Genomic DNA, 26,690 nt, shown 5'->3' on the forward strand with positions numbered 1-26,690 from the left:
AAATTAATTTTCAATTTTTGTAACCACTTTTTATCTTCTCCTATAGAATCCCTTTCAACATTAAATTCCAATACATATATGGCAACATATATCTTTTAAGTAAAAACATACTATACCGTTCTTTCGCTTGATTAAATGGAAACGTTTCTTGAGGTTCATGTTCATAGTTAAATTCAGCAAGTATAAGACTTTTATATCCTGTAACAATCGGACATGATGTATATCCATCATATTTAGCCTGTAAATCTCTTCCGCTAAGTACGTCCATAATATTTTGTTTTAAGACGGGTATTTGTTTTCGAATTGCTGCTCCAGTTTTAGAGGTAGGTAAATTGGTACAATCTCCAAGTCCAAAAATATTTTTATATTGCACATGCTGCAAAGTATAAGGGCTTATATCTACCCACCCCTGATGATCACTTATCTCACTCTCTTTAATAAAATTAGGTGGCCCCATTGGCGGAACAACATGTATCATACTATATGGTACGGTTTCTCTTTTTAGTGTTTGCGTATCTTCAAAAATTGCCTCTCTCTTTTCGGCGATAATTTCCACTAGATTTTTATTATAATTCGTTATAATTTGCTTTCTTTCTAGTACTTGTTCTAAAGTATTTGCATATCGTGGAACCTGAAATATGTTATTGTTTGCAGAATAAAATATTACTTTACTTCTGTTTCTTACACCACTATTACAAAAATACTCCTCTGCTAAGTACATAATTTTTTGTGGAGCACCACCGCATTTAATAGGAGTATTAGGGTGGGTAAAAAGCGCATTTCCTCCTTTAAATTTTTCGATTTCTCTCCAAGTAGAATCAACATATGTATAAGAATAATTGCTACATACCCCATTAGTGCCAATAGACTCTTTTAAGCCTTTAATACTGTCCCAATTTATTTGGATACCAGCTGCTACAATAAGAATTTCATACTCAAGTAGCAGTCCGTCATCTAAAAGTATCTTATTTTCAGATGGAAATAACTCAACAACACTTTTAGGGATCCACGTTGCCCCTTTTGGAATAAGCGATTCCTGATTACACATCGTACTTTCCTTTGAAACAATTCCTCCCCCCACTAAACTCCATAGTGGCTGAAAGTAATGTTTTTTTGATGGATCAATAATTGCTATACTTTCTTTCAATAGGGGTACATTTCGTAATAAATGTGCAGTAGAAGATAGTCCTGCTGTCCCAGCACCAATTACAATAATTTTATAACTATCTCTGGTCTTCATTATCCTCTTCCTATCTAAAATTGATTTTTAAATTAACTAATTAGTAGCCATTTTTTCATCGTAGTAACATGATTATAAGTTAAAAACATCATAGTTTTATCTGATTTAAATGAAAATTTTGTTAATTTTACCATCAACATTACTATATGCGTAAATCCCCTATGTTACTTCCATATTTTAGTTTTAATATTAAAAATATATATTATTATATAAAATAAAAATAATGCATTAAAATACTTTTCATGAATCCGGATAAGTAATGTTTAAAAAACAACAATTTTACTACAGTAATCAAGAACAGTTTTCTAAATTAAGTCACTGGAGAAAATATAACTCTGGCGCAATATCCCTACCAGCTTTCATTCCAATAGTAACTCCATGATATAACGTCAAAGATGAAATCCCTCAACTTAGGTATTTAACTTTTTAAATTTATACAAATGTCTTAGCTCTATGTACTGTGATATATAGGTCCACATCAATATGTTATTGTATCATATACTGAACAGATAATTTAAATTACTTTTATAAAGGATGATGAGGATGAACCTAGAAGATATACAAAAATCCTATGGCGTAATTGTAAGTTTAGGAGGATTGTGTCAAGTCACCAACCAAATCAAAAGACACAATTTAAGAACATTTTCTGGACCTTTAGATTGGTTTTATTATCCATCACTTTCAGATGTAAACAGATTACTTCAAAATCGATTTAAAAAATTTATGAAGTTGGAAAATATGGTTATAGAAGGTTCAGAAAGTTACGGTCTTATTGAATCAGAATTTGATAATCAAATTAAATGGGCAGAACGAATTACCTACTGTATAAAGGACACTTATTATAATTGTTTTTCAATGCATGATTTTCCTATTAATTCAGAAAAGGATTTGAAATCAACCTATCCTTCTTTTAAAGCTAAATTAGACACTAGAATTAACCGATTCCTTGAAAAAATAAATAGTAGTGAATCCATTTTATTCATTAGAATTTGGGGAAATCGAGATGAAGCGGTTGAATTACAAAACGTATTATCTAAAATTACAAATAAGGATTTTAATATTCTTATTGTTAATTTCAAGGAGGGTATATCTAATATTGTTGAACAAAATTGGGGAATATCGAGGGTTTGTTCAATTGAACTCCCACGTTATCAGGATAGATGGGAAGGTGATGATTCCGATTGGGATGTTATTTTAAACAAAATAACATTAACTTAATAATTTTCTTCTTACTTTTAACATGATTTGGCCCGTAAAATCAAATAGGTGTAGAGAAATAAAATTCCTATCTAATTGATACACACTTAATTAACAAAACGTTCATATAATAATTCGTAAGTCCTTCTTTATTGAATAAATAGTTCTTTACAAAATTAGTTCCATCACTAGAGCACCTTTATGCGGTGCTCTTTTTTGAATTTATAAAATGTAAAAATAGTTGTTCCATTTTCCTTCAAATGGTTAATTCCTTTTGTTATTCTTCTGTTAATTTCTGTAAAATCATTTATGCGATCAGCATATTCTGCTTATGTAGTGCATTCACAACTACTTACTTCCATACTTTATCTTATATTTTGTCTTCTTGGATATTTCATTATAAGCTTCTTCAATTCCCTTGATTTCCTTCCCCTTCTTTTATCTTAAGAACAAACAATTTCTTTCATTAATATTAAATAAACTAAAGCATAGATTTTAAAAGAACCTAATTTACATATAATTAATGATAAACTACAATGTGTATTCTCCACGTTTAATCAGCATCTGAATTATAAATCTAACATATTTTTTTAGTTGATTGTCATTATGGTACAACCGTGTATACATTTACCAAACAAACTACATAGTTTAAATTAGTAAAACATATAGAGAGGAAGGAAATAAATCTATGAAAGTCATAATTTTGTGTGGCGGAAAAGGGCTTCGGATGCAAGGAATTTTAGAGGACATTCCCAAACCATTAGTTCGAGTTCAAGGAAAGCCTCTCCTCTTGCATATAATGAATTGGTATAGAAAATATGGACATTCTGATTTCATTTTGCCCTTAGGATATAAAGGTGAGAAAATTAAGGAATATTTTATGGACTTTAGCTGGAAAGAGAATGACTTTAGTTTGAATTTTAAAACCAGTCAATATACGCTACTTCAGAAATTAGAAAATTGGAATATACACTTTATAGATACAGGAATTGATACAATGACCGGGGCAAGACTAAAAAAACTTGAATCCTTTGTACAGGGTGAAACCTTTTTATTAACTTATGGTGACGGATTAGCTAATATAGATATTGATCAACTAATAACATTCCATAAAGAAAAAGGAAAAATTGCTACATTAACTGGAATTAAAAAAAATAGTCAATACGGCCTATTGGCGGTCGAAGATGGAATTGCTATTGATTTTAAAGAAAAACCATTACTTGATGAAGTAATTAATGGCGGTTTTTTTGTATTTAACAAAGAAATATTCAATTATTTAAGTAATAATGATGATTGTGTTCTAGAAGAAGATCCTCTTCGAAATTTAATAAAAGACAATGAGCTCGCCGTCTATGAACACAATGACTTTTGGGCTAGTGTCGATACACCTAAAGATTTAAAAACTGTAAATGAAAGTTGGAATCCAAATAAATTTTAGTGGAGAGGACTGAATAAGCATTGAACTCTAATGATAAAAAAATAAGTTTACCTCGATTGTACATCCCCTCTAATGAGAAAATAGTTAACCCACTTTCAACAGGAATTAAAGCTTCAAATCTCTCCAAAAAAAATACTCAAAAAAGAATTAATCCCCAATTCTATAATCAACAACATAATCTAAATAATCATTTCTGCGTCATTGTAGGTAGTGAGTATGTCTTGAAAATTATTGCTTTACAGCAATCATTAATGCAGTACTCAGAAAAATTCACATTGTGGATTTGTTGTATAGATCCTTTTGCATATTCACTATTAAAAGAAATGAGTTTAATTAATGTAAACCTTTTACAAGTTGAAGAATTAGAAGATCGTGAACTAAAAGCAATTAAGAGAAAAAGAAAAGTAAATGAATATTGTTGGACTTTAAAATCTGTCTTGATAGAATATTTATTGGTCAATTATGATTTACCATCTATTCTATATTGTGATGGTGATTTATGTTTTTTCTCTGACCCTAATATTATTTTTGAGGAATGGGGTGACCATTCTATTTTCCTAACCCCCCAAAGAGATCGGGATTGGGTAGAAAAAATGTATGGAAAATATCAGGCTGGTCTAATTGGATTTAAGAATGACCTCTATGGACTAAAAAGTGTAAGATGGTGGAAAAATAAATGTATAGATTGGTGCAGTGCCGAGGCTGAGGAGGGAAAATTTGGCGACCAAAAGTATTTAGATTATATCCCTATTTATTTTCCAAAAGTAAAAATTTCAAATAACTTAGGTATAAATGCTGCGCCTTGGAACTGTATATATAATAACGATTATAAAATTGACAAGACTAAAAACGATATATTTATTGAAAACGACAAACTAGTTGTTTACCATTTTGCATGTATTACTATCTTTACTGAAAATGATTTTGATCTTTGGTCTTTGGGAGAAATTTCAATACCCAATAATATATTAAACCATATTTACACTCCGTATTTAGAGAGAATTCAATTTATTTTAAAGCAATTAAAGGATAAATTCAATAAAGGTACTAAACAATTTTTAAGTAAAAAAGATATAAATAAAGCTCAAACTTTATATAAAGATTCACAATTAAGAAGAAAAATGAATCAATCCAATCATTTTATGAACTTTTCCATGATTATAAGTAAAGAACGATTAATTCAAGGATTGACCTCTTATTATTCCTTAGAAAATTTCAACGCTAAATTTACTGTATGGATCTGTTGTATGGATGATTTAACTTATCAAATATTAGAGAAATTAAAATTAAAGCACGCCATCCTAATTCCGGTAAAAGATATTGAAAATCATGAACTCCTCAGTATAAAAAATGATAGAAGTTTACAAGAATATTGTTGGACATTAAAAGCACCCCTATGTCTACATGTCCTTAGTCTTTATCCGGAAGTTGATCACATTATATATTGTGATGCTGATATGTATTTCTTTACAGCACCTAATATCATTCTTGATGAGTGGTGGAAATACTCTGTATTCCTTTGCCCTCAAAGAAGCTCTACTGAAATTGAAAGCATACACGGTATATACCAAGCTGGTTTAGTAGGCTTCAAAAACGATCAAAATAGTAAAGAAATTTTAACATGGTGGAAAGATAAATGCCTAGAATATTGTAATAATCATTATGATGTTGAAATGGATAGATGGGGTGATCAAAAATATTTAAATCACATTCCTAACATCTTTTCTAATATAAAAATCATGACTCATAGAGGTATTGATGCAGCACCTTGGAATGTCATTTTAAATAGCAGTTCTATATCCAAAACAGATAATAAAGTTTTTATTGATCAAGATGAATTAATAGCTTTTCATTTTGGAAGTATGCAAATTATTAATCCAAATGAGTTCGATTTATGGAAACACGAAACTTTAGAATTACCTCCAGCAGTTTTAGATTATATATACATTCCTTATATTGAACAATTGAATAAGACATGTCATACCCTTCATAACACTTTTCAAAAACCTTCCTCTTCTTTATTTGCTGACCAAATTGATACAACAACAATAAAAAATCATTTTAAATACCCCTCCCCTCATCACAATTAAAACTGATACTTTCCTTATTTAAAAATAAATCTATTTATTTCAGCAACTAAAAATACATCTTAATAAAGGATAGATTATCACTATGATTGCTTCATTTAAAAATAAAACTTTCCTTATTACTGGTGGATACGGTTTTATTGGTTCTCACTTGGCACGAAGACTTTTAAATTTACAAGCAAAAATTGTTCTTTTCATAAGAACACCATCAAACTCTTGGAGACTAAAGGATATTCTAAAATATATTGAAACCTATGAAATAGATATACGAGATAAAAAACAAGTACAAGATGCAATAAAGAAAATTAATCCCGATTATATCTTTCACCTGGCAGCCTATGGTGTAAATTCTGCCCATACAGATTACATCCATGCTATAGAAACAAATGTTATAGGGACTTGTAACATTATTCAAGCAGCAAAATTGGTGAATTGTAAAAAAATCATCAATTTTGGGAGTAGTTCTGAATACGGTAACAAGATGGAACCTATTCATGAAAATATGTTACTAACTCCTGTGGATATCTATGGAAGTACCAAAGCTGCTGCTACTATACTCGCCCATCAAATTGCTAGCGAAAACAATATTAATCTTATAACATTAAGACCTTTTGGCATATTCGGAGAAGGCGAAGAGCCGCATAAAATTTTCAGCTATATAATCTTGCGAGTATTACAAAACAAAGATGTAAATTTAACTTTATGTAATCAATTAAGAGACTATTGTTATATAGAAAATGTAATAGATGCCTGTATCCTAGCAGTAGAAAATACTACTGTACAAAATGAAATCTTTAATATTGGGAGCGGCACTATTCACCCCTTGAAACATTATGTAGAATTATTATTCAAACATTTGAAAACCAATTCCAGACCAAATTACGGTGCAATTTCCTCTAGAACAAACGAAAGATGGGTTCCTGAAGCAGATGTGCAAAAAATAAAAAACTCTCTTTCCTGGGAACCTAGAATTAATATTGAAGAAGGAATTATAAAAACTGTTAATTGGTATAAAAATAATAAACATTTATACCTAACCCCCTAAAAATAGGGTACTAAAGGAGGTGGACTAATTGTTAAACCAAAACTTTAATAATGCTTTTTACGGAAAAACAATTTTAATTACTGGACATACTGGTTTTAAAGGTTCTTGGTTATCTCTATGGTTGAATGAATTAGGTGCTACCGTAATCGGATATTCATTAGATCCTAAAAATAAAAATGATAACTTTAACATTACTAACCTTCAAAATAATATAATTGATATTCGTGGAGACATTAGAGATTTTAATAAATTAAATAAGGTTTTTACAGATTATAAACCTGAAATTGTATTCCATTTAGCTGCCCAACCTCTAGTTAAGTATTCATATGAATATCCTAGAGAAACATACGAGGTAAACGTTGTAGGAACTATGAATGTACTAGAGGCAATTCGATTACATGAATCAGCTAAAATAGGAATTATGGTGACAAGTGACAAGTGCTATGAAAATAAAGAATGGCCTTGGGGTTATCGTGAAATTGACCCTATAGGCGGCCATGACATATATAGCTCAAGCAAAGGATGCTGTGAACTTTTAATTTCTTCCTATCGAAATTCTTACTTTTCAGAAGAAAACTTTTCTCAACACAAGAAAATAATTGCAAGCGTTCGAGCTGGTAATGTAATTGGTGGTGGTGATTGGTCAATAGATAGAATTATTCCTGATTGTATACGAGCATTAGAATCAAACAAAAACATTATTATTAGAAACCCTACTGCTATTAGACCCTGGCAACATGTACTAGAACCCTTAAGCGGGTATTTACTCCTTACAGAAAAAATTATAAATAATGGTATCCTTTATTCAGGAGCATGGAACTTCGGGCCATCCCTAAGCAATATTGTTCCAGTAGAAAAATTAGTAACCAGTTTACTAGATATTTGGGGCTGCGGGGATTGGACAGCAGAAAATATAGGTCCAATAAATTTTCATGAAGCAAATTTACTAAATCTTGACATTAGCAAAGCAAAATTCAATCTTAATTGGCAGCCAAAATGGTCCCTACAACAGACTTTAGAAAATACAATAGAATGGTATAAACATTATAATTCTTACACCAGTTCTGAGATGATAAATCTATGTATTAGCCAAATCAAACAATATTGCATGCTTTGAACTACTCCCACTTACCCATACTTGCTGTGAGTTCCTTATGGAGGGAGTCTTCTTAGTTAAAATAATAAAAGATACATTAATTTTTATAGTCTAAATTATAAACCTACTATACCTAAAATTATGTGATTGTCCATTAACAAAGATTTTATTTCTTCGGTTATTTCAAATCAACTATTGACATTATATTGAAGAATAAAGGAATCACGTATTTTTCTAGTGATTCCCTTGTTCTGAGAAAATAATGTCTTGCTTTAACGACAATACAGTATATGCGATTATTAATTTATTTGTTCTAGTTATGAAAAAATCTATTCCTGTCAAAAGAGCTTTCTTCAAAGAAAAACTTCCTATTTTCTTCTACTTATCCTACCCGAAAAGTAACTAAGATGAAAATTTTGATAATTATATCTACTATATAGAATTATACTGAGCTTTAACAATTTTATAATTATCCCCTTCTTGTAGCTATTCCACTAAATTTCATGCTTATATATTGATTCTCTCATTTATTATCACCAATGTTGATGAATTCATGCATTGCTTATTCTATACAAAAATTGCTTTTTGAATTATCTTTTCAGAATAAGTAAAGAAGGCTTTCTCTTTTATGCACTTCTTCCCTACCAGTCTTTAATTTGCCTTTAATCAACAATAAGAACAAATCTTCAATATAGTACATCTTCTATAAAACAAAACCATAAGTAAGATAATTTCACTATTACAAATAATGAGATAGTCTGTTTCACCTTTTTACATTATCTAAAAAAAGAACTTGTAGGAATTCTTACAAGTTCTTTTTTTGTTTTCTTTATTCTCTTCTTATTTACATACGCAAGATTTATATATTTGGTGTTGATACATACTATATGTATCCGATAAAATAATTTTAAAATTAATACGTAATTGATCCGTTTTAAGAAAAGGAAATTTCATAAATCTTCAATCACAGTTTCTAAGTTCACCTGATAGAACATACAAAGACTCATATCATCTTTTGATAATTTTTGGATGTTTTATTCTAAGTATATTCGACACTAATTGATTGTTTTTTATGAATTTTCTTGAAAAATATTGTAATATCACTCCATTTTTTCTTCTATTTTGTTATGATGTTTATAATTAAATTGGATTAGGATTTTTTTAGAAAATGGGGGCGTATATTATGAGTGTTTCAGTAAAGGGAAATGAGCAATTAACCTCTCTATTGAACGACTGGTATCGAGCTATGCTATCTCAACAAGTTATAAAAGCTACTAATCTAAAAAAGAAAATTGATGAAAAAATTAATAAGTTAAGCATTGAACCGGATCAAGAACATCAGGATCAAAATTTGTTACTATACTATTCACTACTCGAATTTCGTTACAAGGTCTTAACAGATAGCCTTGGTATTCAACAAAATAGTTTTGATACTATTAGCGATTATGATATGCCTACAGATCAATTTCTACAATTCTATTATCATTTTTTCAAATCCATTCATTCCACTTTTATATCAAATTATACTGAGGCAGAGGAACATTATAAACTAGCAGAAAAAATATTGGTAGCTATACCAGATGAAATTGAACATGCTGAATTTTACTATAGAATTGCTACTTTCTATCACCATACCTATAACAATCTCGCTTCTATCGACTACGCAAATAAATCGAGAGCAATCTTTTCAAAGTACGAAGGTTATGAAGTAAAAACAGCCTTTTGTAATAGTTTGCTAGGTGGTTGCTGCATCTATTTAAAACAGTACGAACAAGCAGAAGAATATCTACATTGTGCAATTGATTTACTACAAAAAAATAGGGAAGAAGATTCCTTGTTATACGTAAAAAATATTATGGGGTGGCTGTATTCTGATCAAAGTATGTCTACTTTAGCTATTCGTCACCTTTCAGAAGTAACAGAGAAAATCCCTACACACTTCAAGGCCATCTTCCTACAAGCTAAGGAACATTATAAGTTAGGAGAACAATCAACGGCCAGCCAACTCATTGATAAGGGACTACAGATTTGCAGAGAGATTCATAACGAAGAATATACACACCACTTCTCTATTTTAAAAAAATTAAACGAAAATATTCCATTGGAAGAATTAGAAAAAATCATTCAAGAAGGAATCTTATACTTTGAGGAAGAAGAATTATGGGAATATGTTGTCGAATACGCCGAATTATTTGCCACAAAATGTAGACAATTAGAGAACCACCAAAAAGTAAGTGACTATTTCCATATTTGTTATCAAGCAAGACAAAAATCAATCGCAAAAGGAGTGTTAAAATAATGAAAAAAATTAGCTTATTATTATCAAGCATTGCTTTTATTGGGGTATTAACGGTGGGAATTTTTCAGTTTTCTAAAACAGATCAGCTTGCTACTCATGGGCATTATCCTGCTCCTTCATATAGTGTTGGCGATTATGGTGGTGCACCACCACAAATTTAATGTACATGTATTTAAAACCCTCCAAATGGAGGGTTTTTAAATGGCTTATCTGCTTGTTCAATACGCATAGAGAGTACAATACTTATTTACTATGTTATAAGATTTTTCATTTCCACTCTGTAACAAGATTCTAGCATTCTCTCCTAGAATCTCAACTTAAATCTTAAATCCACCAATTAACTCTTGAAGTTCTTCCGCCATCTGTGCTAATTGTATTGCTGAAGAATTTATCTCTTCCATAGAAGCATGTTGTTCCTCAGATGAACCAGCTATCGTTTGCATACTTGAAGAATTTTCTTTTACAGCCATAGCTATTTGATCAATCGATGTATCAACTTTCATTGCATCAGTTGTCATTTTATTTGATAGTTCTACCATACCATGCACTTTTGATACAATATCATTTGCAGATTTTGAAATCTCATAAAAACTTTGTTTTGTATCGTTCGCAACTTTAATTCCCGACTGTACTTCTACTCCCACTTCATTCATAGCTTTTACAGTCTCATGTACGTCTGCTTGTATTTCCTTAATTAAGCTTCCAATTTCCATCGAAGATTCGGATGATTGCTCTGCTAGCTTCCTAACTTCATCGGCAACAATTGCAAACCCTCTCCCCTGTTCCCCAGCTCTTGCTGCTTCAATCGCTGCATTTAATGCTAATAAATTTGTTTGTTCCGCAATATTTTGAATCGCTTCTAATATACTGCCAATTTGCTGTGATTTCTTATCTAATAATTTTATGACATTATCTGATTGAGAAACAGAGTGATGGATAGACTGCATTTGTGTTACAGTTTGTTCTACTAATTGTTCACCTTCATTTGCTTTTTGTTTAGTGTATATGGAGGAAGTCGATACTTCAGAAGCATTCTCAGCTACGTATTGAATATTTCGTGTTACCTCACCAATTAATTCAGCTCCAGACTCAACTTCATTATTTTGAACCTCTGCACTGTTCGAGATTTCTTCCATCTCTTTTGTAATTTGTTCTGTCGCAACACTTGCTTGCTCTACACTAGCAGTTAGTTCCTCAGAAGACGCAGCTACATGTCCTGCAGATGTGTTAATTTGAGAAATAATATTACGTAACGACTCTGCCATTGTATTGAAACTACCACCTAATTGACCAAGTTCATCCTTTGAACGAATATCTATTTTCTCGGTTAAATCTCCTTGACTAATTCTTTGAGCTGACATGACTAATTGTCTTAGTGGAGTAATTATAGATTTGAGTATGAATAGAATTACAATTCCACCTAACAATAATGAAGCACCTATTATAGTGAGTGTTTTATAAAAAATAGGATTGGTAGCTTCTTCAATTTCTTTCGTAGGCATTACGCCAGCTATTTTCCAACCTGTTTTTTTATTTGTCTTAAAGCTTATGTTTCGATCTTCGCCATTGAGGCTATAAGTAATTACTCCATCTTCTGTCTTGTACAATTCATCCACTAAAGTTTTCTCTAATTTCTCTCCAGGCTTTAGTGATGGATGAACAACTATAGTTTTATCTTGACTAACTATAGATACAAATCCTTGCTTCCCAATTTTTATCATTTTGGATGTTTTTACGATATCTTTAATATTCAAATCTACGCCAATGACACCACTTTTATCTGCATTCTGCTTTGCAATTGCAATTACCATATTTCCTGTAGACTTTGATTTATATGGAGATGAAACAATAATCTCTCCATCTGCTTTTACTGCATCCTTATACCAACTACTTTCTAGCGGATTAAACCCTTCTGGTATTTTTCCAACAGGTGCATGAATAAATTGATTGTTACTGGATGCCGTATAAATCGTTTCTATCTCTGGATGTAACTGTATATATTGATCAAATTTATTCTGTACATTTTGCGATTGTTCAGGATTATAATCCCCTTGTGTGAGTACCTTTGCAAAATGAGTGATATCTGTATGCTTATTTTCTAATTCATCATCAACAATCTTATCTAAAATACTTATATTATCTTTTGCTGATTGTAGAATTGTTTCATTAAGATCTGTTTTTGCTTTATTATAAGATGATACTCCTACGATAAGGCTTGGTATAATTAATATTGCTATAAATGCCATAGACAACTTCGTTTTAAGCTTTATTTGTCCCAATCTTTCTTTTATATTAAACACTAGATACTTCTCCTTTTCATTTTTACTACTTATATAGTTTATTTAAATTTTTCTCCTTTACTTTTCCATATTCATTTATTGTACCATTCGAAATGAAACCACAATTAAATCCTATTATCCGTACTTTATAATTTAGAGATTTACTTTTCACAGACAGAGTTTTATCTGTCCTCCTTTCAAATATGTTATTTTTCTAGATTCAGCAATTATTAGACTACGAATTATTCCAAATAAACTTGATGCAACATATACTTCATTTAAAAAATAATTATTGGATTCGTTTGGATAAAAATTTGATTTAGCGCTATTCCAATCAGATGAAATCCTTACCATAATAAATTCACAAAACATAACTAAGTAAATTTATTCCTTTAATAATTATATTTAACTGCCTTTTAACCATTCTAACTGTATTACTTCATCGTTTTATCTGTTTATTACAATCACTTTTGTTTTATTGAATCACTAAACTATAAATTCTAGATAGGAGAATAAAATAAATTAGAGAATTACATTGTAACATATATATATAAGTTGTTGATATTAAAATTTAAAACTTTACTATTTTTCATATGCAATATTACATGCGAAAAGCCATAATTTTTTTGTTATACTATGCATGTGGATTTTTCATCCAAAAATCCACCCAAACGCATATTTATGTATATGCCACCCTAATTGATGAAAGTGAGAAGAATGTTTATCATTTTTCTCACTTTTTTATTTAGGCTCTGTTAATATTGATTATTGATAAAAAGTATTAAATAAGGGAAGACACCTTAGAATTGGTGCTTCCCTTATTTGTTGATTATTCAAATCTAAAATAGGTATTTTCTAAACCTATTCTTTGCTTTAATGTTCTGCCCAAAGCATAATTATTTGGTAATTCTTTTTCAACGACACAAATAATATAACCTGCTTTTCCTGTTGTTAAATTAGTTAGTTGTAAGTAGTTAGTGTTGTCGTAGATATAAGAAATAATATATTCATAGAAATTATTTTCTTTATCTTCTCTATTCATATCAACATTGTACAACCTAACTCTTGCTCCTGCCCAAATTTCCTCATCATCATCAACATTACTTAAAGGCATCCATTTCGAGTTATCCAATATTTCACCCTTTTCTTAATTCATTCGTTTATACACAAATGTTGCTAGACACAAACTATCATAAGCATCCGTCATTTCATTGATTAGACGACCACCGACAGAGAAAAAAGACTCAACATAGCTTTTTCCCCATTGAAACACTTGCTCTCTCTGTATGAGACAAATCACGAATATGTTTCAATAGATTACTGAACGCTTTGCTCAACCTCAATACATATCGAACGTTAGTTTTTATGAAATTATATTAAGATTTCGAATTGGTTTCAAATATCAACATTTACTTTTAACAGAGCTTTTATTTAAAATGTGTGCTTTTACTTAATTCTTTAGTTATTTTTACATTTTGAATCTACGAAAATGAATTCCCTTATAAAAACTCTAACAGAGAATCTTTCTTTCAAATTCCACCTAGGGAATCATTTGTTTTCCCAAAAACCTACCAACATCTTTATCAACTCATTTTAGAATATTTAAACAATAATTTCATATACAAACTCTGCATAAATTATTCATTTTCTTTTATATAATGCCTACCTTTTTACTTTTGATAGATTATTATACATTGGATTATTATACATAAACGCCAAAACATGAGGTATTTTGTAGAATTTTGTCTATCAATATGTATGTACACCCTTTTGTAGTGGATATAGACTGTGAGGTGTAAGGAGATACCTTACAAAATAATAAAAAGGAGATTATAGAATGAGTAGATTAACAAAATTCTCAAAGTTAGTATTTGCAACTTTAGTCGTGGGAAGTAGTTTAAGCACCTTTGTTTCGTCACACAGTGTACAAGCTGACACCTTAGATACTAATTACCAAGATTCTGTAAAATTCATACCACCTTCTAGTGCTAGGCCAAAATTGGAACAAAAAAACACTATTGTTCCAGAAGCAAAAGTTGTTAAAAACCATTATGTAAAGTACTCTAAAGCACATTTCCAAACTAAAGAAAGTATACCAAAAGAGATTTATTATTCTTCAGAAGGCTTTAAAGGCTATATACAGGCAAGTACCGTTTGGGATATGGGAGATCATTTCGCAACACTATATTCCGGAACCGTTATTCGATGTTAGACTTTTAATCCATTCTTTCCTAATGCTTAAAATGATCAATAGTTCACTGCCAATACTGTAATATCTATTGTTCATAAAATAAACCACAAAATCTTTCGATTTCATGGTTTATCAAATATAAAGATAATGCTAAACGAATACTCTAACATTACCTTCCCCAAAGTTAATTATAGAGTATTTTCAAAAAAAAGACACTCTTGTAGTGTCTTTTTTATAGTATTTTAAAAAGAATTCCACCTACTAACACCTTTTTGTTGCGCCTATTCGTTTATTTCAATATGATACTTTTCCATCTCGTATATGCAATAGACAATAATAGCTAAACTCCAACTGACACTATAATAATTATGTGTGTAGAAGTCATAGCCCGCTTTAATACCTTTTTCTATTACAACTAATGTAAATCCTAAAGCCACCCATCTGTTAATTTTCATCTTTATAAACGTTAAAGAGATAATTATTAAAAATAAAATATTTGTAAGATGATTTATCATTAGCTCATATTTTTGAATGTATACTGCCATTATACAAGCAACGATATTAGTCGCAATGCCAAAGGCAATCACCGCTCCCCAAACCCTGTCCGAAAGTCCCACTCCTGAGTCAGTCCCTTCCTAAACAAATATCCCTTTCTTTAATTCGTTCCTACACCCTATTCAAGATATGCTAAATTATCCTTGTCTGATGAATATCTATTTATCTTTTCATATAGAGCAAACAAAATTTCTACTCATAATTTTTTCTTTATTAGACAAACTATGTCTAAGCCGTTTGAACTAGCGGCTTCACTCTTCTGGTAATGGGATAGCACAATTTATTGAATTGACTAACTCATTCAACCCACTGGCACCGGCAGGCAACAAAATAGTTGTCTGCCATTTTCATGTATACTTTTTCTAATTTCATTTCAAACCAAGTGTGTGCTGTACTGATTTCAAAAGGACAGAATTTCATTTTTTAAAATTTAAAAAAGATAAGGTCCTGTCTACTTTTGGTATAGGACTTTTTCTTTTCACACATACTATTTTTGAACCTGTTTACCAATACGTGTCCTAATGGTGTCTTGAATTCCTCCTAAAAAGGGCTGCAGATACGACTGCATGCCCTTTTATTTACGTTGCTTCTCTATATTGAATAAAATAATTAAAAACTAAAAATGTAATATTACATATTTTTTCTGTTCAGATTATGTTAGGATTTACTTCGTAGTCGAATTATAGTTTCGTATCTAATTCAGCAATATGTGAACTGTTTACCTAAAGAAAAGACACCCAAAAGGTGTCTTTTCTTCTTTTAATCTAAAAAACATTTTTTCTTTTCAGTAAGATCCAATTATCCCTCTAACCTAAACCTCATAATTAAAGGCAATTTAATCATGGTACTCAAGAGTTTTCATCCATTTCAATATACCTATAGCTTAATTTAAAATCACATTTCCAGCACTATATTTGCTTTCCTACAGATTTTCTGTCTTGTTCTTAATTCTGTCAAAATCCTCATGTAGCTATACAAAGAATATATGCTACTATGATATTAAGAAACTATGCGTTCCCTTAACCCTGTATCCGGCCCTGTATTTATTACAGGGTCTTTGTTTATTTCATTTACTTTTATTGGCTTATAAGGGTTAATACACAACCAATTTCAATTAAAATCGTTTAAATGTTAGTTAGAATTTGAAATAATATTTCTATTAACTTTTTTAACAAATGAAATCTAATATTAAATCTCTAAATGTATACTGTACTATACACCAGTTAACACTATATAAATAGTATTAACCATCTTAATTGAATATTAGTAATAGTAAGTATAAACATTATCAATTTACTACATCTTACATTTATGTAAAAATAAATACATGTTAAACTTTTTCAAAATCTTTCCCCTAATAAAGATTTGAAGTAGCATTTCATGATTCTCTTTACTGTTAATATACCTTGAAAAAGAGCCCTATAGGGTTCTTTTTCTTCTCATTATAACCTCAGTAAGTCCATACAAAAAGGACTGCTAGTTATTAGAACATTGCTTCATTTTCAAAGAAACAAAAAAGGAATCCTTTACGGATTCCTTTTTGCAATGCACTCTTTTTCAAATGGTACATTTTGTACCTACTTTTAGTATAACTTATAATCCCTATAAGATAAATAAGATTAAATTGAATTTACTTCATTTATTTTCATAAAAGTATATAAATCTATAAATTAATACTACTAGGTTCACTTCCAAAAGGTTTGTATTTTTTCAATAAAAAGAATACATTATACTTCTTTATAATTTTACACTTTAGGTTTATCTGTTAATGCAGTAACAATCCTGTCCACTAAGTCTTCTGGCATCCATTCATGATTTGTATCATTCGTTTCATTTGGCCCTAAAGAATCAATAAACTTTTTAAACTTTGGAAATAAAACAATAGAAGTGATCCAATGTATCGTATGATTTATGGAGAAGAAATGAAAAACTCCTTGCTTTTCACCCTCCTGTAATATTTCTTTTAACTGTTCAAAATTACCTATGAAATACGGTTTAATCTTTTCTAATCGTGCACTTTCCTTAATAATCTCCTCATATGCCAATGATCCAATTTCAGGGTTCTCTTTTATATGTGTAGTAAAAACCGTTAAATAGTCTCTAAGGGCATTGATAGGATCAAATTGATTCTTCTCAAGAAAATTGGGTAGCTCATTAGCAAGACCATATTTCTTAAATACCTCATAATATAGGTTTTCTTTCCCGTTAAAATAGTACGAGGCCATAGCAACATTCACTTTCGCTTCTTTTGCAATTTCTTGTATGCTCGTACCTTCGTAGCCACGCTCTCCAAATTTTTTCTTAGCAGCCTTTAAAATATTTTCCATTGTCTGCTCTCGAGATTTCCCCATTTCACACACCTCAAATAGTATATATTTCACTTCAAAAACCCAATAAGGAATTTGAATAGAGTATCTTTTTAATGAAATTTAATTATATATTTAAAGTGGTAACTTAACAACCGATGAAGTTCTGATTACTTTAAACAATATCCCCTTGCGTAATATCAATAGCTTTCAAATACTTTACGCTCTTTTCTAATCGAGTGAAAGTCTGGACAAAAAACATCTAATATTATCTTAACTTCGTGTGCAAACAAAAAAATAATAAGGACCAAAGTTTATCTATTTTATAGATAAACTTTGGTCCTTTCATTACATTATACAGATTTAAAATAAACTCGTATATTGATGAGATAATTATCCATCAATCGGCCATCATTTACTGACTAGATCTGTTTAATCTCGATATAAGGTCCTTTAATGTTTAATTTGTTAATATCATTAGAGATATTGCCTACAGTTGATTTTTCATTAAAAGTATAGACCTTTTCACCATTTACAAAGATACCCCAATTTTTATCTTCGTAACTGATACCATAACCAGCATTGCTAGATGTAGCTTTAAGTTGATTTCCATTCATTGAAAGAGATAATTTCCCTTTTCCTTTGTTAAGTTTATCATTCACGCTGTTGATACTATTCATTTGTTCTTCAAGGGCTTTTTGGTTATCAAGAGTAACTTGATGGTTTTTCCAGTCTAATTTATAGTGGTTCGTAAAGAATTCATTATATGTATCTTTATTATTTGTTCCCCACCATTTTGAACTTACCCATTCGATATTGTACTGATCTGAAATTCTACGATTTGTTATTTTTAAATCTGATGTAGTTTCTGTTTTATCAGCAGTAATAACCGCTACTACGTTTGGAGAAAAACCATATCCTGTTAAAGCTGGTACTGTATCTTTTGAAACAAAATTATTCGTTCCTTCATTATAACTACGTGATTTCATAAATAGTTGATTACCATAGAAAGTATTGAATGAATCACGATTATAAATTCCCCACTCTGGGAAGTTAAATGATTGGAATCCTACTTTCCAATTTAATTTTTTATCTGTGTGGGTCTCTAATACCGTTTTATAATCTACTTGATCATAAGATACACTTTCTTTCCAAGCAAAGCTACCTGTGATACTTGCATCGGCATTTGGCCCTTTATCATTTACTCCTACTTTAACACTTCCACCAAGTGTATACCCTACCTCCGAAGTGACCTTTGCTGAAGTCATTGTATTAACTGGGGCAGCTTTATGGAATTGAGCACTATCACCACTTGTTATTTCTGCTTCAGTATGATAGGCTGATGGCCATTTTAAACCTGCGTTATAGTATCCGCTATTAATTGTATATTTAGCATCTATATTACTACCATCAGTGGTAACAATTGCAATCTTTTTATCTGCGTAAGGATCCTCAATAAAAGAAACCTTTATTGAATTTTTGATATTTTGCTTCATGTCATAAGTAGTTTTAAAACTATTATAGACCTTCCCACCATTTTGAAGATTTTCTACAGTTCCTTTAGAATCTGCAAATGCAGATGTTGCTTGTAAACCAAATGATCCAGACATAATAACGGACGCTACCGCAACGCATTTAGCTATTTCTTTTGCTTTTTTCATACAGACAGCCACTCCTTCTTAAACATTTAAAAGATATAAATATATTATTTCTAGTTCACAAAAATAGAGATAGATTTATAGCCATACAATATAGAAATTCATTAACTTTTATGACACTAACTAAAAACACATATTTCACTAATCTTCCTCTCACTATTATTGATAACTATTATCAACATTATTAAAACATAAAATAACGATTTAAACAACAATTTTAAATACAAATTTAAAATTGTTGTTTAAAAAAATTAAAAAAATTATAGAATTCTTCATTTCGAGAATTACTATATTTTCAATTACTTATTACAGCCTATATTCAGATACATTATTTCCTTTCCATTCATAATAATCTAAAATTCCTTCATAAATGGCTTCTGCTGCAATTTGTCTGCCATTTTCCGTAGATAATTTACTGTAATCAATACCATTATCTATAAATGCCAGTTCCGTCAACACAGCTGGCATGTCATTTTCCCTTATAACATGAAGGTCTCCATGTTTAACTCCTCTGTCTCGTGTTTGAAGTGCCTCTACTAAACGTGTTTGAATTTTTTCCGCTAAAACACGACTTTCTTCCACATGAGGATTTGTTTTTTCAGATTTAGAAGATTTATAGTAATATGTTTCTGTCCCTTTTGCATTACCATTAAAAGCATTTGCATGTACGCTTATAAAGATATCACCCCGATTTTTCTTAGCAAATTTAACACGTTCCTGTAAAGAACTTTTTTGATCATGTCCTGGTCTATTATCAGATTGACGAGTTAATAAAACTGTAAATGGTGTATGCTTTTCAAGTAATTGTTGTAGACGTAAAGAAGTGTCTAGTACAATCTTACTTTCAGGTAATCCCTTTGTGGATTTCCCAGGATCTTCGCCACCATGTCCAGGATCAATAATAATTGTTTTGCTTTCTAATGGGTTTTTTTGACGATGTTGCATCATATCTGTTTTTGCAGTAAGTTGAGCAGCTTCAGCACGTGTTATAAATCTATTTGGTTGCCAACCGTTCTCAGTACCATTGGAAATTTTCAAACCGATTAAAATATTGGCATATTTTTCTCCCCAATGCCCTTTTAAATCTTCAAATTTAACCTGCTCATTATGATTTGGTGTGCTTTGTAGTTTATATGCATTTACTAGCATCGTAGCCATAGCAGCGCGAGTTACTTTTCCGGATGGATTGAAGATTCCATTACCCTCACCTTTAACAATACCAGCTTTTTCAGCAGCAGCAATATACGGAGTCGCCCAGTGGTTTTGTGAATCTGTAAATGATGGTTTTGCATTAGAGTCAATTTGTAGACCTAAAACTTTTGTCATAATTTTTGTAGCCGAAGCTCTGTCTAATGAGTCATTTGAACCGAAAGTTCCGTCTGGATAGCCATTCAATACCTGTTTATCAACTAAATAATTAACGGATTTGTCCGCCCATGCAGGAACATCTGGGAACTTATGAGTATTTGCAAATGTATTAGATGAGTAGGATAATAGACTTCCAGCAAGAATTCCTGTAGCAATTAATTTGTATTTCAAAATGTAACACCTCTATCAAGTTATTACAATTTGGTAAATATATCATTTATAATTAATCTTTAAATAATACGACCTTGAATAAAGGATAGATTAAGTTCTTCGCATTACTATATAGCAGATAATGAATTTAAAATCGAACTATTACTCCAAAAATAATCCTCGGACATACACTTATAGATAGAGATTATTAAATATAATTACCAACATCGTGTAACCAGTATAGTTACTTATATATATGAGTGTCAATTAAAATAACCTTACACTTTTGTAAGATAATCACCTTAATAGTAAACCAAGTAATTATTAAATAATATAAATAGTTACTACATATAATAAAATAATAATCTTAAATTTTGAACAAAAGCTAATTATTTTGATAGAAAAACAACTTATAATAACCACATTTTTAACAATGCTTTTGAATCCTACTTTACTCTATAATTCTCTGTTATATCCCAACGTGAATGCTCCTATACTATAGTCAATTGCTGCAATGAATACTACAACTTATAATATTGTATTCCCTCAAAAAACATCTCTAGAAGCCACCTAAAGTAGCCTTTATTAATACACCCACACAATCCATCTTTTCACCCCCTTAAGACATCCTCAAATTTTACAAGGAATGAAAAAAGAAGAGGGATACCTTCCCTCTTCACCAAAAAAATAAAAAAACACCTTAATTTATATCCCCTGCCCTTTACAATCTCACGTCTATTGATAGCCAGTTTAATTCTTCAATTCTATTTTTGTAGATCCATATATTCTTCTAAAGTCTGTTTTTGTTTATATATAGTTCTTAACAGAAAGACTGTATATCCTTCTATTTGTTTGACATCATTAAAATGCTCACAGATATAAATAAATTCTATTCCTACATATAGATAAAAAATCTAAAAATTTATATAATAAGATTAGAAGTGTAGCATATTATTATTGAAGGGTCTTGGTATAATGCTAGGCATTAATGTAAAAAAAACAAATGAAGAGTTAATTATTTCATGGCAATTGGCGGAGATTACAATTCCATTACGTGATGTGATTGAGGTTACCGAAGATGCTACCTATGCTGGTGTTGAAGAAATAGATGTAATACGTATTGGAACAGCTTATGGGACAACAGACCGTATTTTAATTAAAACAGTAAAACAAAATTATGTATTATTTACTACAAATAAAGTTGCTATTTTAAATGCCATTCACACTTAAATATAGGAGTCTTCTTGGCTAAAATGATAAAAATAAGCACATCTTGTTATAAAAACAGATGTGCTTATTTTTTAATTTCTATGCATTTTTACGTTTTAAGAAAATCACTCCACCAACAATTAACAGTAATGCTCCTGCAGCCATAGAGATCCAACTTGTAAGATTAGTACCTGTTTGCGGTAACCATCCAATTTTAGATTGAATTTCTTTCTTAAGTTGTGGTTGTTCTTTTACTTGCTCGTTAGGTTGCTCTGGTGTTGGCGTATTTTTACCTGAATTTGGCTGTTCTGGTTTTGGTTGTTCCGATTTTCCCTCTTTAAATTTCACTGTTTGTCCCTTATCTTCAATTTCAGCGTGAATAGCTACTAATATATTATCTTGATACAGTTCTTCAAATACTACTACTTCTTTACCTTGTAATGCAGAAGCATTGAAAGTGAAGTCTAATGTGATAGAACCATTCTTCTCTTTAGCAGTAAACTTAGATTCTACTGTTACTTCTTTACCATCAACTAATAATGGCTTGTTTGTTGCTTTATCCACTAGTTTACCTTTTACTACGTACTCTTTACCCACGATTAAGTCTTTGTATTCCACTTTATCTTGGATTGTTACAGTTTTAGAAGCGTCTAACTCTTTAGAACCATCAGCTTTGTTTGTTGCTGTCGTTTTAATAGAAGGCTCTACAAATCGAACTGTTTGACCTACATCGTTAATATCAGCGTGAGTTGCAATTACTTGCCCTTCATGTAATAAGTCTTCGAACACAACTACTTCTCTTCCTTGCTGTTCAGCACCAACAAAAGTAAAGTCTAATGTTACAAAACCGTTCTTTTCTTTTGCAGTAAATTTAGTATCAGCTGTTACTTCTTTACCATCAATTAGTAATGGTTTGTTAATAGCTTTGTTCATTAATTTTCCTTTTACAGTGTACTCTTTACCAACAACTAAGTTAGTGTACTCCACTTTATCCTGGATTGTGATAGAATCCTTTGAATGAATCTCTTTTCCACCATCAGCTTTGTTTGTAGCAGTTGTTTTTACTGATGGCTTAACGAACTTAACTGTTTGACCTTTATCATTGATATCAGCATGTGTCGTAACAACTTTTCCGTCTTTCAGTAACTCTTCAAATACTACTACTTCTTTTTCTTCTAAACCAGTTGCATCAAATGTGAAGTCTAATGTAATAGAACCATTTGCTTCTTTTGGTGTAAACTTCGTTTCAGCTGTTACTTCTTTACCATTTACAACGAATGGTTTATTAGTCTTTTTATCCATTAATTTACCTTTTAAAGTGTACTCTTTACCTACTTGTAGGTCTTTTAATTCCACTTTATCTTGGATTGTTACAGACTTAGACGTGTGCATTTCTTTTGTACCATCTGTTTTATCAGTAGCTTTTGTTTCTATTGAAGGAATCTTTTCATCTTTGACAATGTGTTTAATGATTTGACCATTCTCTTTAATTTCAAAAGAGAACGTTTCTTCATTTAATACATAACCTTTTGGTGCAACAGTTTCTTTATATGTGTATTTTCCAAATGGTAACTTTTCAAATTTAGCAATTCCTTTATCGTCTGTTTTTCCTTTTACTACTTCTTTTCCTGCTTCGTTATAAATCGTAAATTCTGCATTTGGAAGCTTGTTATTTCCATCAGCTACATCTACCTTTGTAATTTCTAGATCACCTTTGATAAGATGATTAACTGCCAATAGCTCAATAATCTTTCCATGTTCCTTTATTTCGAACATAATTGGTTCTTTAACAAGAACGTAACCATTTGGAGAAGCCTTTTCTACAAATGAATATTTACCATACGCTAAATCTTTGACGTTAATCTCACCATTTTTATCTGTCTTATATTCCCCAACTACTTTTCCACTTGCATCTTTTAGCTCGAATGCTGCACCTTCTAATTTTTTACTAATATCTTCATTATCTACTTTTAGTAATTTTACACTACCTTTCACTTCGGTATTTTCCACTGTAAAAGTAAGTGTTTTATTGTGCTCTTTAATTTCAAAAGGATACTTTGTTTTATTTCCAATATATCCATTAGGTGTTTTTGTCTCTAAGAAATAATATTTACCATACGTAAGACCTTCAACGTTTGCAATTCCATTTTCTTTTGTTACTACTTTTTTCACTTCTTTTCCATCTTCAGTGAAGACTGTGAATTCAACATTTGGTAAAATCTTTCCTGAATCACTAAGCTTTTTAATTTCGATGCTACCTTTTACTTTGTTATTTACTATTTGGACAGCTCCTGTTTCTCCTGTCTTAACTTCAATAGTTTGTGGTTTATCATCTGAAACATAGCCTGTTGGTGCTTTAATTTCTTTTAATGTGTAAGTACCAATTGGTAAGTTGTTTAATTCTGCCATACCATCAGCACCAGTCGTGATTTTTCCGACTGATTCATTATTTACATTAAAGACCTCAAATACTGCACCAGCTAAAACTTCTCCATTTTCTCCAACCTTTTTAATTTTTAAAGAACCAGCTGCTTCCCAATTTACTGCAAGATCACTACTAAGCTTTTCTTCATTTCTCTCTAATAGTACTGTAGCATTCTGAACAGTATCCGTACCACGGTAAGCAATTGCTTGAACTTTAGTTAAATTAGCAGCAACACTTAAATTAAATTCACCCGTTTTTGTATTCTTAGGAATTTGGATACGAAATTTTTCTCCAACTGAAAGCTGATCTTTCACTTCTCCATTTTCACTTACAATTCTAACTCCATTAGGTGCATTTTTCGCTACTACCTTATAAGAACCACTCTTAGCATTTGTTTGTACTGAATATAGATTTGTTTCGAAGAATTCACCCTTTAATTCTGCTTTTTGCTTTTCAGCAGGAATCACATTCATAAAAACATCTTGAGTCTCTTCACTATTATTAGCATTACTAATAATAGCCTTAGCTGCTTTTTCAACATTTTTATTCTCATGTTTTAATTCATTTACATCGAGTTGACCTAATGCATTCCAAACCGCAAGTTGCGTTGCATAATGCGCTTCATTTTTATTAGCTACTCCCAGCTGTTCAGCACTTTTTTGCGGGAAACCATTTAATAAGACTCTATATACTACATTATCTGTTTTCCCCATTTCAGGAAGATCTTCACCATTTGGTGATTTTAATCCAAGGGTTAAGCAATAAGCAATTTGACCACTTGAATTTTTAATCATTTCAGTGCGAATGTACTTACCTAGACTATTACTATAACTCCAGTCCATTGAATATTTCTCATGCGTCATAACCTCTGCACTAGCCCTAGGTAAAAATACATTAAGGAATAATGCCAGTACTGATAATAATGTAAAAACTCTTATAATGACTCTCTTACCCAATTTTGTAACCTCCCTAGAATAAATTAATCCGAGTATATATCGCAATATCTAAAACATTCACGATCGACCCATTTATCATTATAAAACAATAAATTACAAATATTAAATAATTTTAATGAAATAGTCAAAAAATTTACATATTTTATTATTTATCAAGTTTTTTAACGAATTTACTATATACAAATTCTAAAACACGCCTACAATTTAAAAGACAAATATGTATGTTAAATATATAAATAGCAATTCCTTTACTCCAGTTATTAAGCTTTCCCCTATTAAAAATATCTTCTTCATTTTCTTGTTAACCTGAGTAACTTATACACCTCTTCTAATCTATTACACTCCTCCATTTAAATATAAAGGTGACTTCTCGTTCAAAGAATAAAGTGAAACTTTAATCCTCCCGATTCCCATCTAACTTCCTTGCTTTCATTGAATTTTTGGGCGGGAGTCTTACTGCCCAAAAATAGCGGAATATATTATGCAATATTGCATTTGATAATCATTTTCACTGTAACTATAATGATTACATGGTTACTATTAATCCAATATTCTACATGGAGGTTTTATTATGTTTAAAAAAATTATTGTATCTTCTATGGCGCTTACTATGTTCGGTGGAGCTGCAACTATGCTAGAGGCACCTACTGCTCAAGCAGCTTCTTATAACTCAACGTCATCCTCTTACTTTGATGTCACTCCTGAAGAGGCCGTGGCTTTCTATCAATCTCAAGACTATAAAAAATTAAAAGTATTTTTGGATGACTTTGAAGCAAGAAACCCTTATACTCCAGGTGGAGGCTACGCTCAAGGGAGTGTACGTATTCAAAAATTCAACGATGCTCTTAGAGATGCAAAATTAACAAATGTCTACCAAGAATTTATTAGAATCTCATACTACAATCATTATCCAGAACCAAAATAATAACAACGGATTAAATGTTTATTATTTCTATAACTTAGCCTAATTTTAAATGTATAACCTAAAAATAATTACTAAAACCACTCATATAAGGGTGGTTTTTCTATCTCCCCATATAATTTAGCGGAATGTTACATCATCTTTATTTTAATATGTTTTATAGTAGACATTCTCTAGTTGACACAATCTAGTAGGTTAGCAATGGGAATATCAAAATATATTTATAATTATTTTCTGTTTAATAGCAAAAAACGAACACCCTCTCACAA

18 protein-coding genes and 1 pseudogene are annotated in these 26,690 nt (G+C 30.7%); 10 read left to right on the top strand and 9 right to left on the bottom strand.

Annotation, left to right across the window (positions count from 1 at the left end; translation table 11 throughout):
• Nucleotides 1–40 precede the first annotated feature (40 nt).
• Nucleotides 41–1,240 (bottom strand): FAD/NAD(P)-binding oxidoreductase, encoded by a 1,200-nt coding sequence (locus tag V7S45_RS17150; RefSeq protein ID WP_025689583.1) that lies wholly within the window; start codon nucleotides 1,238–1,240, stop codon nucleotides 41–43.
• A 543-nt stretch (nucleotides 1,241–1,783) separates the two neighbouring features.
• Between V7S45_RS17150 and V7S45_RS17155 the strand changes: the two genes are divergently transcribed.
• From V7S45_RS17155 to V7S45_RS17185, 7 genes are all read left to right on the top strand, one after another.
• The gene (locus V7S45_RS17155) at nucleotides 1,784–2,458 is read left to right on the top strand and encodes a papain-like cysteine peptidase (protein ID WP_001047153.1); all 675 of its coding nucleotides are present in this window, start codon (nucleotides 1,784–1,786) and stop codon (nucleotides 2,456–2,458) included.
• Between the two features lie 667 nt (nucleotides 2,459–3,125).
• Entirely contained in the window at nucleotides 3,126–3,875 is a 750-nt protein-coding gene (locus V7S45_RS17160) for a sugar phosphate nucleotidyltransferase (protein WP_342761431.1), read from the top strand.
• Nucleotides 3,876–3,895: 20 nt separating this feature from the next.
• The gene (locus V7S45_RS17165; RefSeq protein ID WP_001087532.1) at nucleotides 3,896–5,965 is read left to right on the top strand and encodes a hypothetical protein; all 2,070 of its coding nucleotides are present in this window, start codon (nucleotides 3,896–3,898) and stop codon (nucleotides 5,963–5,965) included.
• Nucleotides 5,966–6,047: 82 nt separating this feature from the next.
• Nucleotides 6,048–7,007 carry an NAD(P)-dependent oxidoreductase gene (locus tag V7S45_RS17170; RefSeq protein WP_000561952.1) on the top strand — a complete coding sequence of 320 codons (960 nt, stop codon included), beginning with the start codon at nucleotides 6,048–6,050 and terminating at the stop codon, nucleotides 7,005–7,007.
• Between the two features lie 28 nt (nucleotides 7,008–7,035).
• Nucleotides 7,036–8,124, top strand: coding sequence for a CDP-glucose 4,6-dehydratase (rfbG, locus tag V7S45_RS17175; protein WP_000934342.1), 1,089 nt, complete (start codon nucleotides 7,036–7,038; stop codon nucleotides 8,122–8,124).
• Nucleotides 8,125–9,286: 1,162 nt separating this feature from the next.
• Nucleotides 9,287–10,402 carry a Rap family tetratricopeptide repeat protein gene (locus tag V7S45_RS17180; RefSeq protein WP_000116952.1) on the top strand — a complete coding sequence of 372 codons (1,116 nt, stop codon included), beginning with the start codon at nucleotides 9,287–9,289 and terminating at the stop codon, nucleotides 10,400–10,402.
• Nucleotides 10,402–10,563 (top strand): hypothetical protein, encoded by a 162-nt coding sequence (locus V7S45_RS17185; protein WP_000724116.1) that lies wholly within the window; start codon nucleotides 10,402–10,404, stop codon nucleotides 10,561–10,563. The genes V7S45_RS17180 and V7S45_RS17185 overlap by 1 nt, the downstream gene beginning before the upstream one ends.
• A 156-nt stretch (nucleotides 10,564–10,719) precedes the next feature.
• Here V7S45_RS17185 and V7S45_RS17190 read toward each other — a convergent pair whose 3' ends face one another.
• The 3 genes and pseudogenes from V7S45_RS17190 to V7S45_RS17200 form a co-directional block, all read right to left on the bottom strand.
• A complete protein-coding gene (locus V7S45_RS17190; RefSeq protein ID WP_025687841.1) occupies nucleotides 10,720–12,702 on the bottom strand; it encodes a methyl-accepting chemotaxis protein in 1,983 nt (660 codons plus the stop codon).
• Nucleotides 12,703–13,510: 808 nt separating this feature from the next.
• Nucleotides 13,511–13,795 (bottom strand): hypothetical protein, encoded by a 285-nt coding sequence (locus V7S45_RS17195; RefSeq protein ID WP_002041583.1) that lies wholly within the window; start codon nucleotides 13,793–13,795, stop codon nucleotides 13,511–13,513.
• Between the two features lie 84 nt (nucleotides 13,796–13,879).
• Nucleotides 13,880–14,018, bottom strand: a pseudogene (locus V7S45_RS17200) (IS1595 family transposase); the annotation flags it as partial.
• A 500-nt stretch (nucleotides 14,019–14,518) separates the two neighbouring features.
• Here V7S45_RS17200 and V7S45_RS17205 point away from each other — a divergent pair.
• Complete coding sequence (locus V7S45_RS17205) at nucleotides 14,519–14,893, top strand: hypothetical protein (RefSeq protein WP_000088971.1); 375 nt, start codon at nucleotides 14,519–14,521, stop codon at nucleotides 14,891–14,893.
• A gap of 260 nt (nucleotides 14,894–15,153) precedes the next feature.
• On the opposite strand, the gene V7S45_RS17210 is transcribed toward V7S45_RS17205, so the two are convergent.
• The 4 genes from V7S45_RS17210 to V7S45_RS17225 form a co-directional block, all read right to left on the bottom strand.
• Nucleotides 15,154–15,489: a hypothetical protein gene (locus V7S45_RS17210; protein ID WP_000524431.1), complete on the bottom strand. Its 336-nt coding sequence runs from the start codon at nucleotides 15,487–15,489 to the stop codon at nucleotides 15,154–15,156.
• Nucleotides 15,490–17,172: 1,683 nt separating this feature from the next.
• On the bottom strand, nucleotides 17,173–17,778 hold the full coding sequence (hlyIIR, locus tag V7S45_RS17215) for a hemolysin II regulator HlyIIR (protein ID WP_000520484.1): 606 nt from the start codon (nucleotides 17,776–17,778) through the stop codon (nucleotides 17,173–17,175).
• A 377-nt stretch (nucleotides 17,779–18,155) separates the two neighbouring features.
• A complete protein-coding gene (gene hlyII / locus V7S45_RS17220; protein WP_000709367.1) occupies nucleotides 18,156–19,394 on the bottom strand; it encodes a hemolysin II HlyII in 1,239 nt (412 codons plus the stop codon).
• A 303-nt stretch (nucleotides 19,395–19,697) separates the two neighbouring features.
• The gene (locus V7S45_RS17225; RefSeq protein WP_000875660.1) at nucleotides 19,698–20,930 is read right to left on the bottom strand and encodes an N-acetylmuramoyl-L-alanine amidase; all 1,233 of its coding nucleotides are present in this window, start codon (nucleotides 20,928–20,930) and stop codon (nucleotides 19,698–19,700) included.
• A 954-nt stretch (nucleotides 20,931–21,884) separates the two neighbouring features.
• On the opposite strand from V7S45_RS17225, the gene V7S45_RS17230 reads away from it, so the two are divergent.
• Nucleotides 21,885–22,139 (top strand): hypothetical protein, encoded by a 255-nt coding sequence (locus V7S45_RS17230; RefSeq protein WP_000900694.1) that lies wholly within the window; start codon nucleotides 21,885–21,887, stop codon nucleotides 22,137–22,139.
• 78 nt (nucleotides 22,140–22,217) lie between these two features.
• On the opposite strand, the gene V7S45_RS17235 is transcribed toward V7S45_RS17230, so the two are convergent.
• Nucleotides 22,218–25,499, bottom strand: a complete 3,282-nt coding sequence (locus V7S45_RS17235; RefSeq protein ID WP_342761432.1) for a VaFE repeat-containing surface-anchored protein — start codon at nucleotides 25,497–25,499, stop codon at nucleotides 22,218–22,220.
• A 571-nt stretch (nucleotides 25,500–26,070) separates the two neighbouring features.
• Here V7S45_RS17235 and V7S45_RS17240 point away from each other — a divergent pair.
• Nucleotides 26,071–26,424: a hypothetical protein gene (locus tag V7S45_RS17240; protein WP_000473482.1), complete on the top strand. Its 354-nt coding sequence runs from the start codon at nucleotides 26,071–26,073 to the stop codon at nucleotides 26,422–26,424.
• Nucleotides 26,425–26,690 lie beyond the last annotated feature (266 nt).

Origin of the sequence: Bacillus sp. BR3(2024) (assembly GCF_039134555.1) — a bacterium.
In the GTDB taxonomy this organism is placed as follows: domain Bacteria; phylum Bacillota; class Bacilli; order Bacillales; family Bacillaceae_G; genus Bacillus_A; species Bacillus_A cereus.

Excerpts from the sequence above, each read along its gene's own strand:
- V7S45_RS17150 (WP_025689583.1), bottom strand. The coding sequence starts at position 1,240 with ATGAAGACCAGAGATAGTTATAAAATTATTGTAATTGGTGCTGGGACA.
- V7S45_RS17155 (WP_001047153.1), top strand. The coding sequence starts at position 1,784 with ATGAACCTAGAAGATATACAAAAATCCTATGGCGTAATTGTAAGTTTA.
- V7S45_RS17160 (WP_342761431.1), top strand. The coding sequence starts at position 3,126 with ATGAAAGTCATAATTTTGTGTGGCGGAAAAGGGCTTCGGATGCAAGGA.
- V7S45_RS17170 (WP_000561952.1), top strand. The coding sequence starts at position 6,048 with ATGATTGCTTCATTTAAAAATAAAACTTTCCTTATTACTGGTGGATAC.
- V7S45_RS17180 (WP_000116952.1), top strand. The coding sequence starts at position 9,287 with ATGAGTGTTTCAGTAAAGGGAAATGAGCAATTAACCTCTCTATTGAAC.
- V7S45_RS17185 (WP_000724116.1), top strand. The coding sequence starts at position 10,402 with ATGAAAAAAATTAGCTTATTATTATCAAGCATTGCTTTTATTGGGGTA.
- V7S45_RS17195 (WP_002041583.1), bottom strand. The coding sequence starts at position 13,795 with ATGCCTTTAAGTAATGTTGATGATGATGAGGAAATTTGGGCAGGAGCA.
- V7S45_RS17205 (WP_000088971.1), top strand. The coding sequence starts at position 14,519 with ATGAGTAGATTAACAAAATTCTCAAAGTTAGTATTTGCAACTTTAGTC.
- hlyIIR (WP_000520484.1), bottom strand. The coding sequence starts at position 17,778 with ATGGGGAAATCTCGAGAGCAGACAATGGAAAATATTTTAAAGGCTGCT.
- hlyII (WP_000709367.1), bottom strand. The coding sequence starts at position 19,394 with ATGAAAAAAGCAAAAGAAATAGCTAAATGCGTTGCGGTAGCGTCCGTT.
- V7S45_RS17230 (WP_000900694.1), top strand. The coding sequence starts at position 21,885 with ATGCTAGGCATTAATGTAAAAAAAACAAATGAAGAGTTAATTATTTCA.
- V7S45_RS17240 (WP_000473482.1), top strand. The coding sequence starts at position 26,071 with ATGTTTAAAAAAATTATTGTATCTTCTATGGCGCTTACTATGTTCGGT.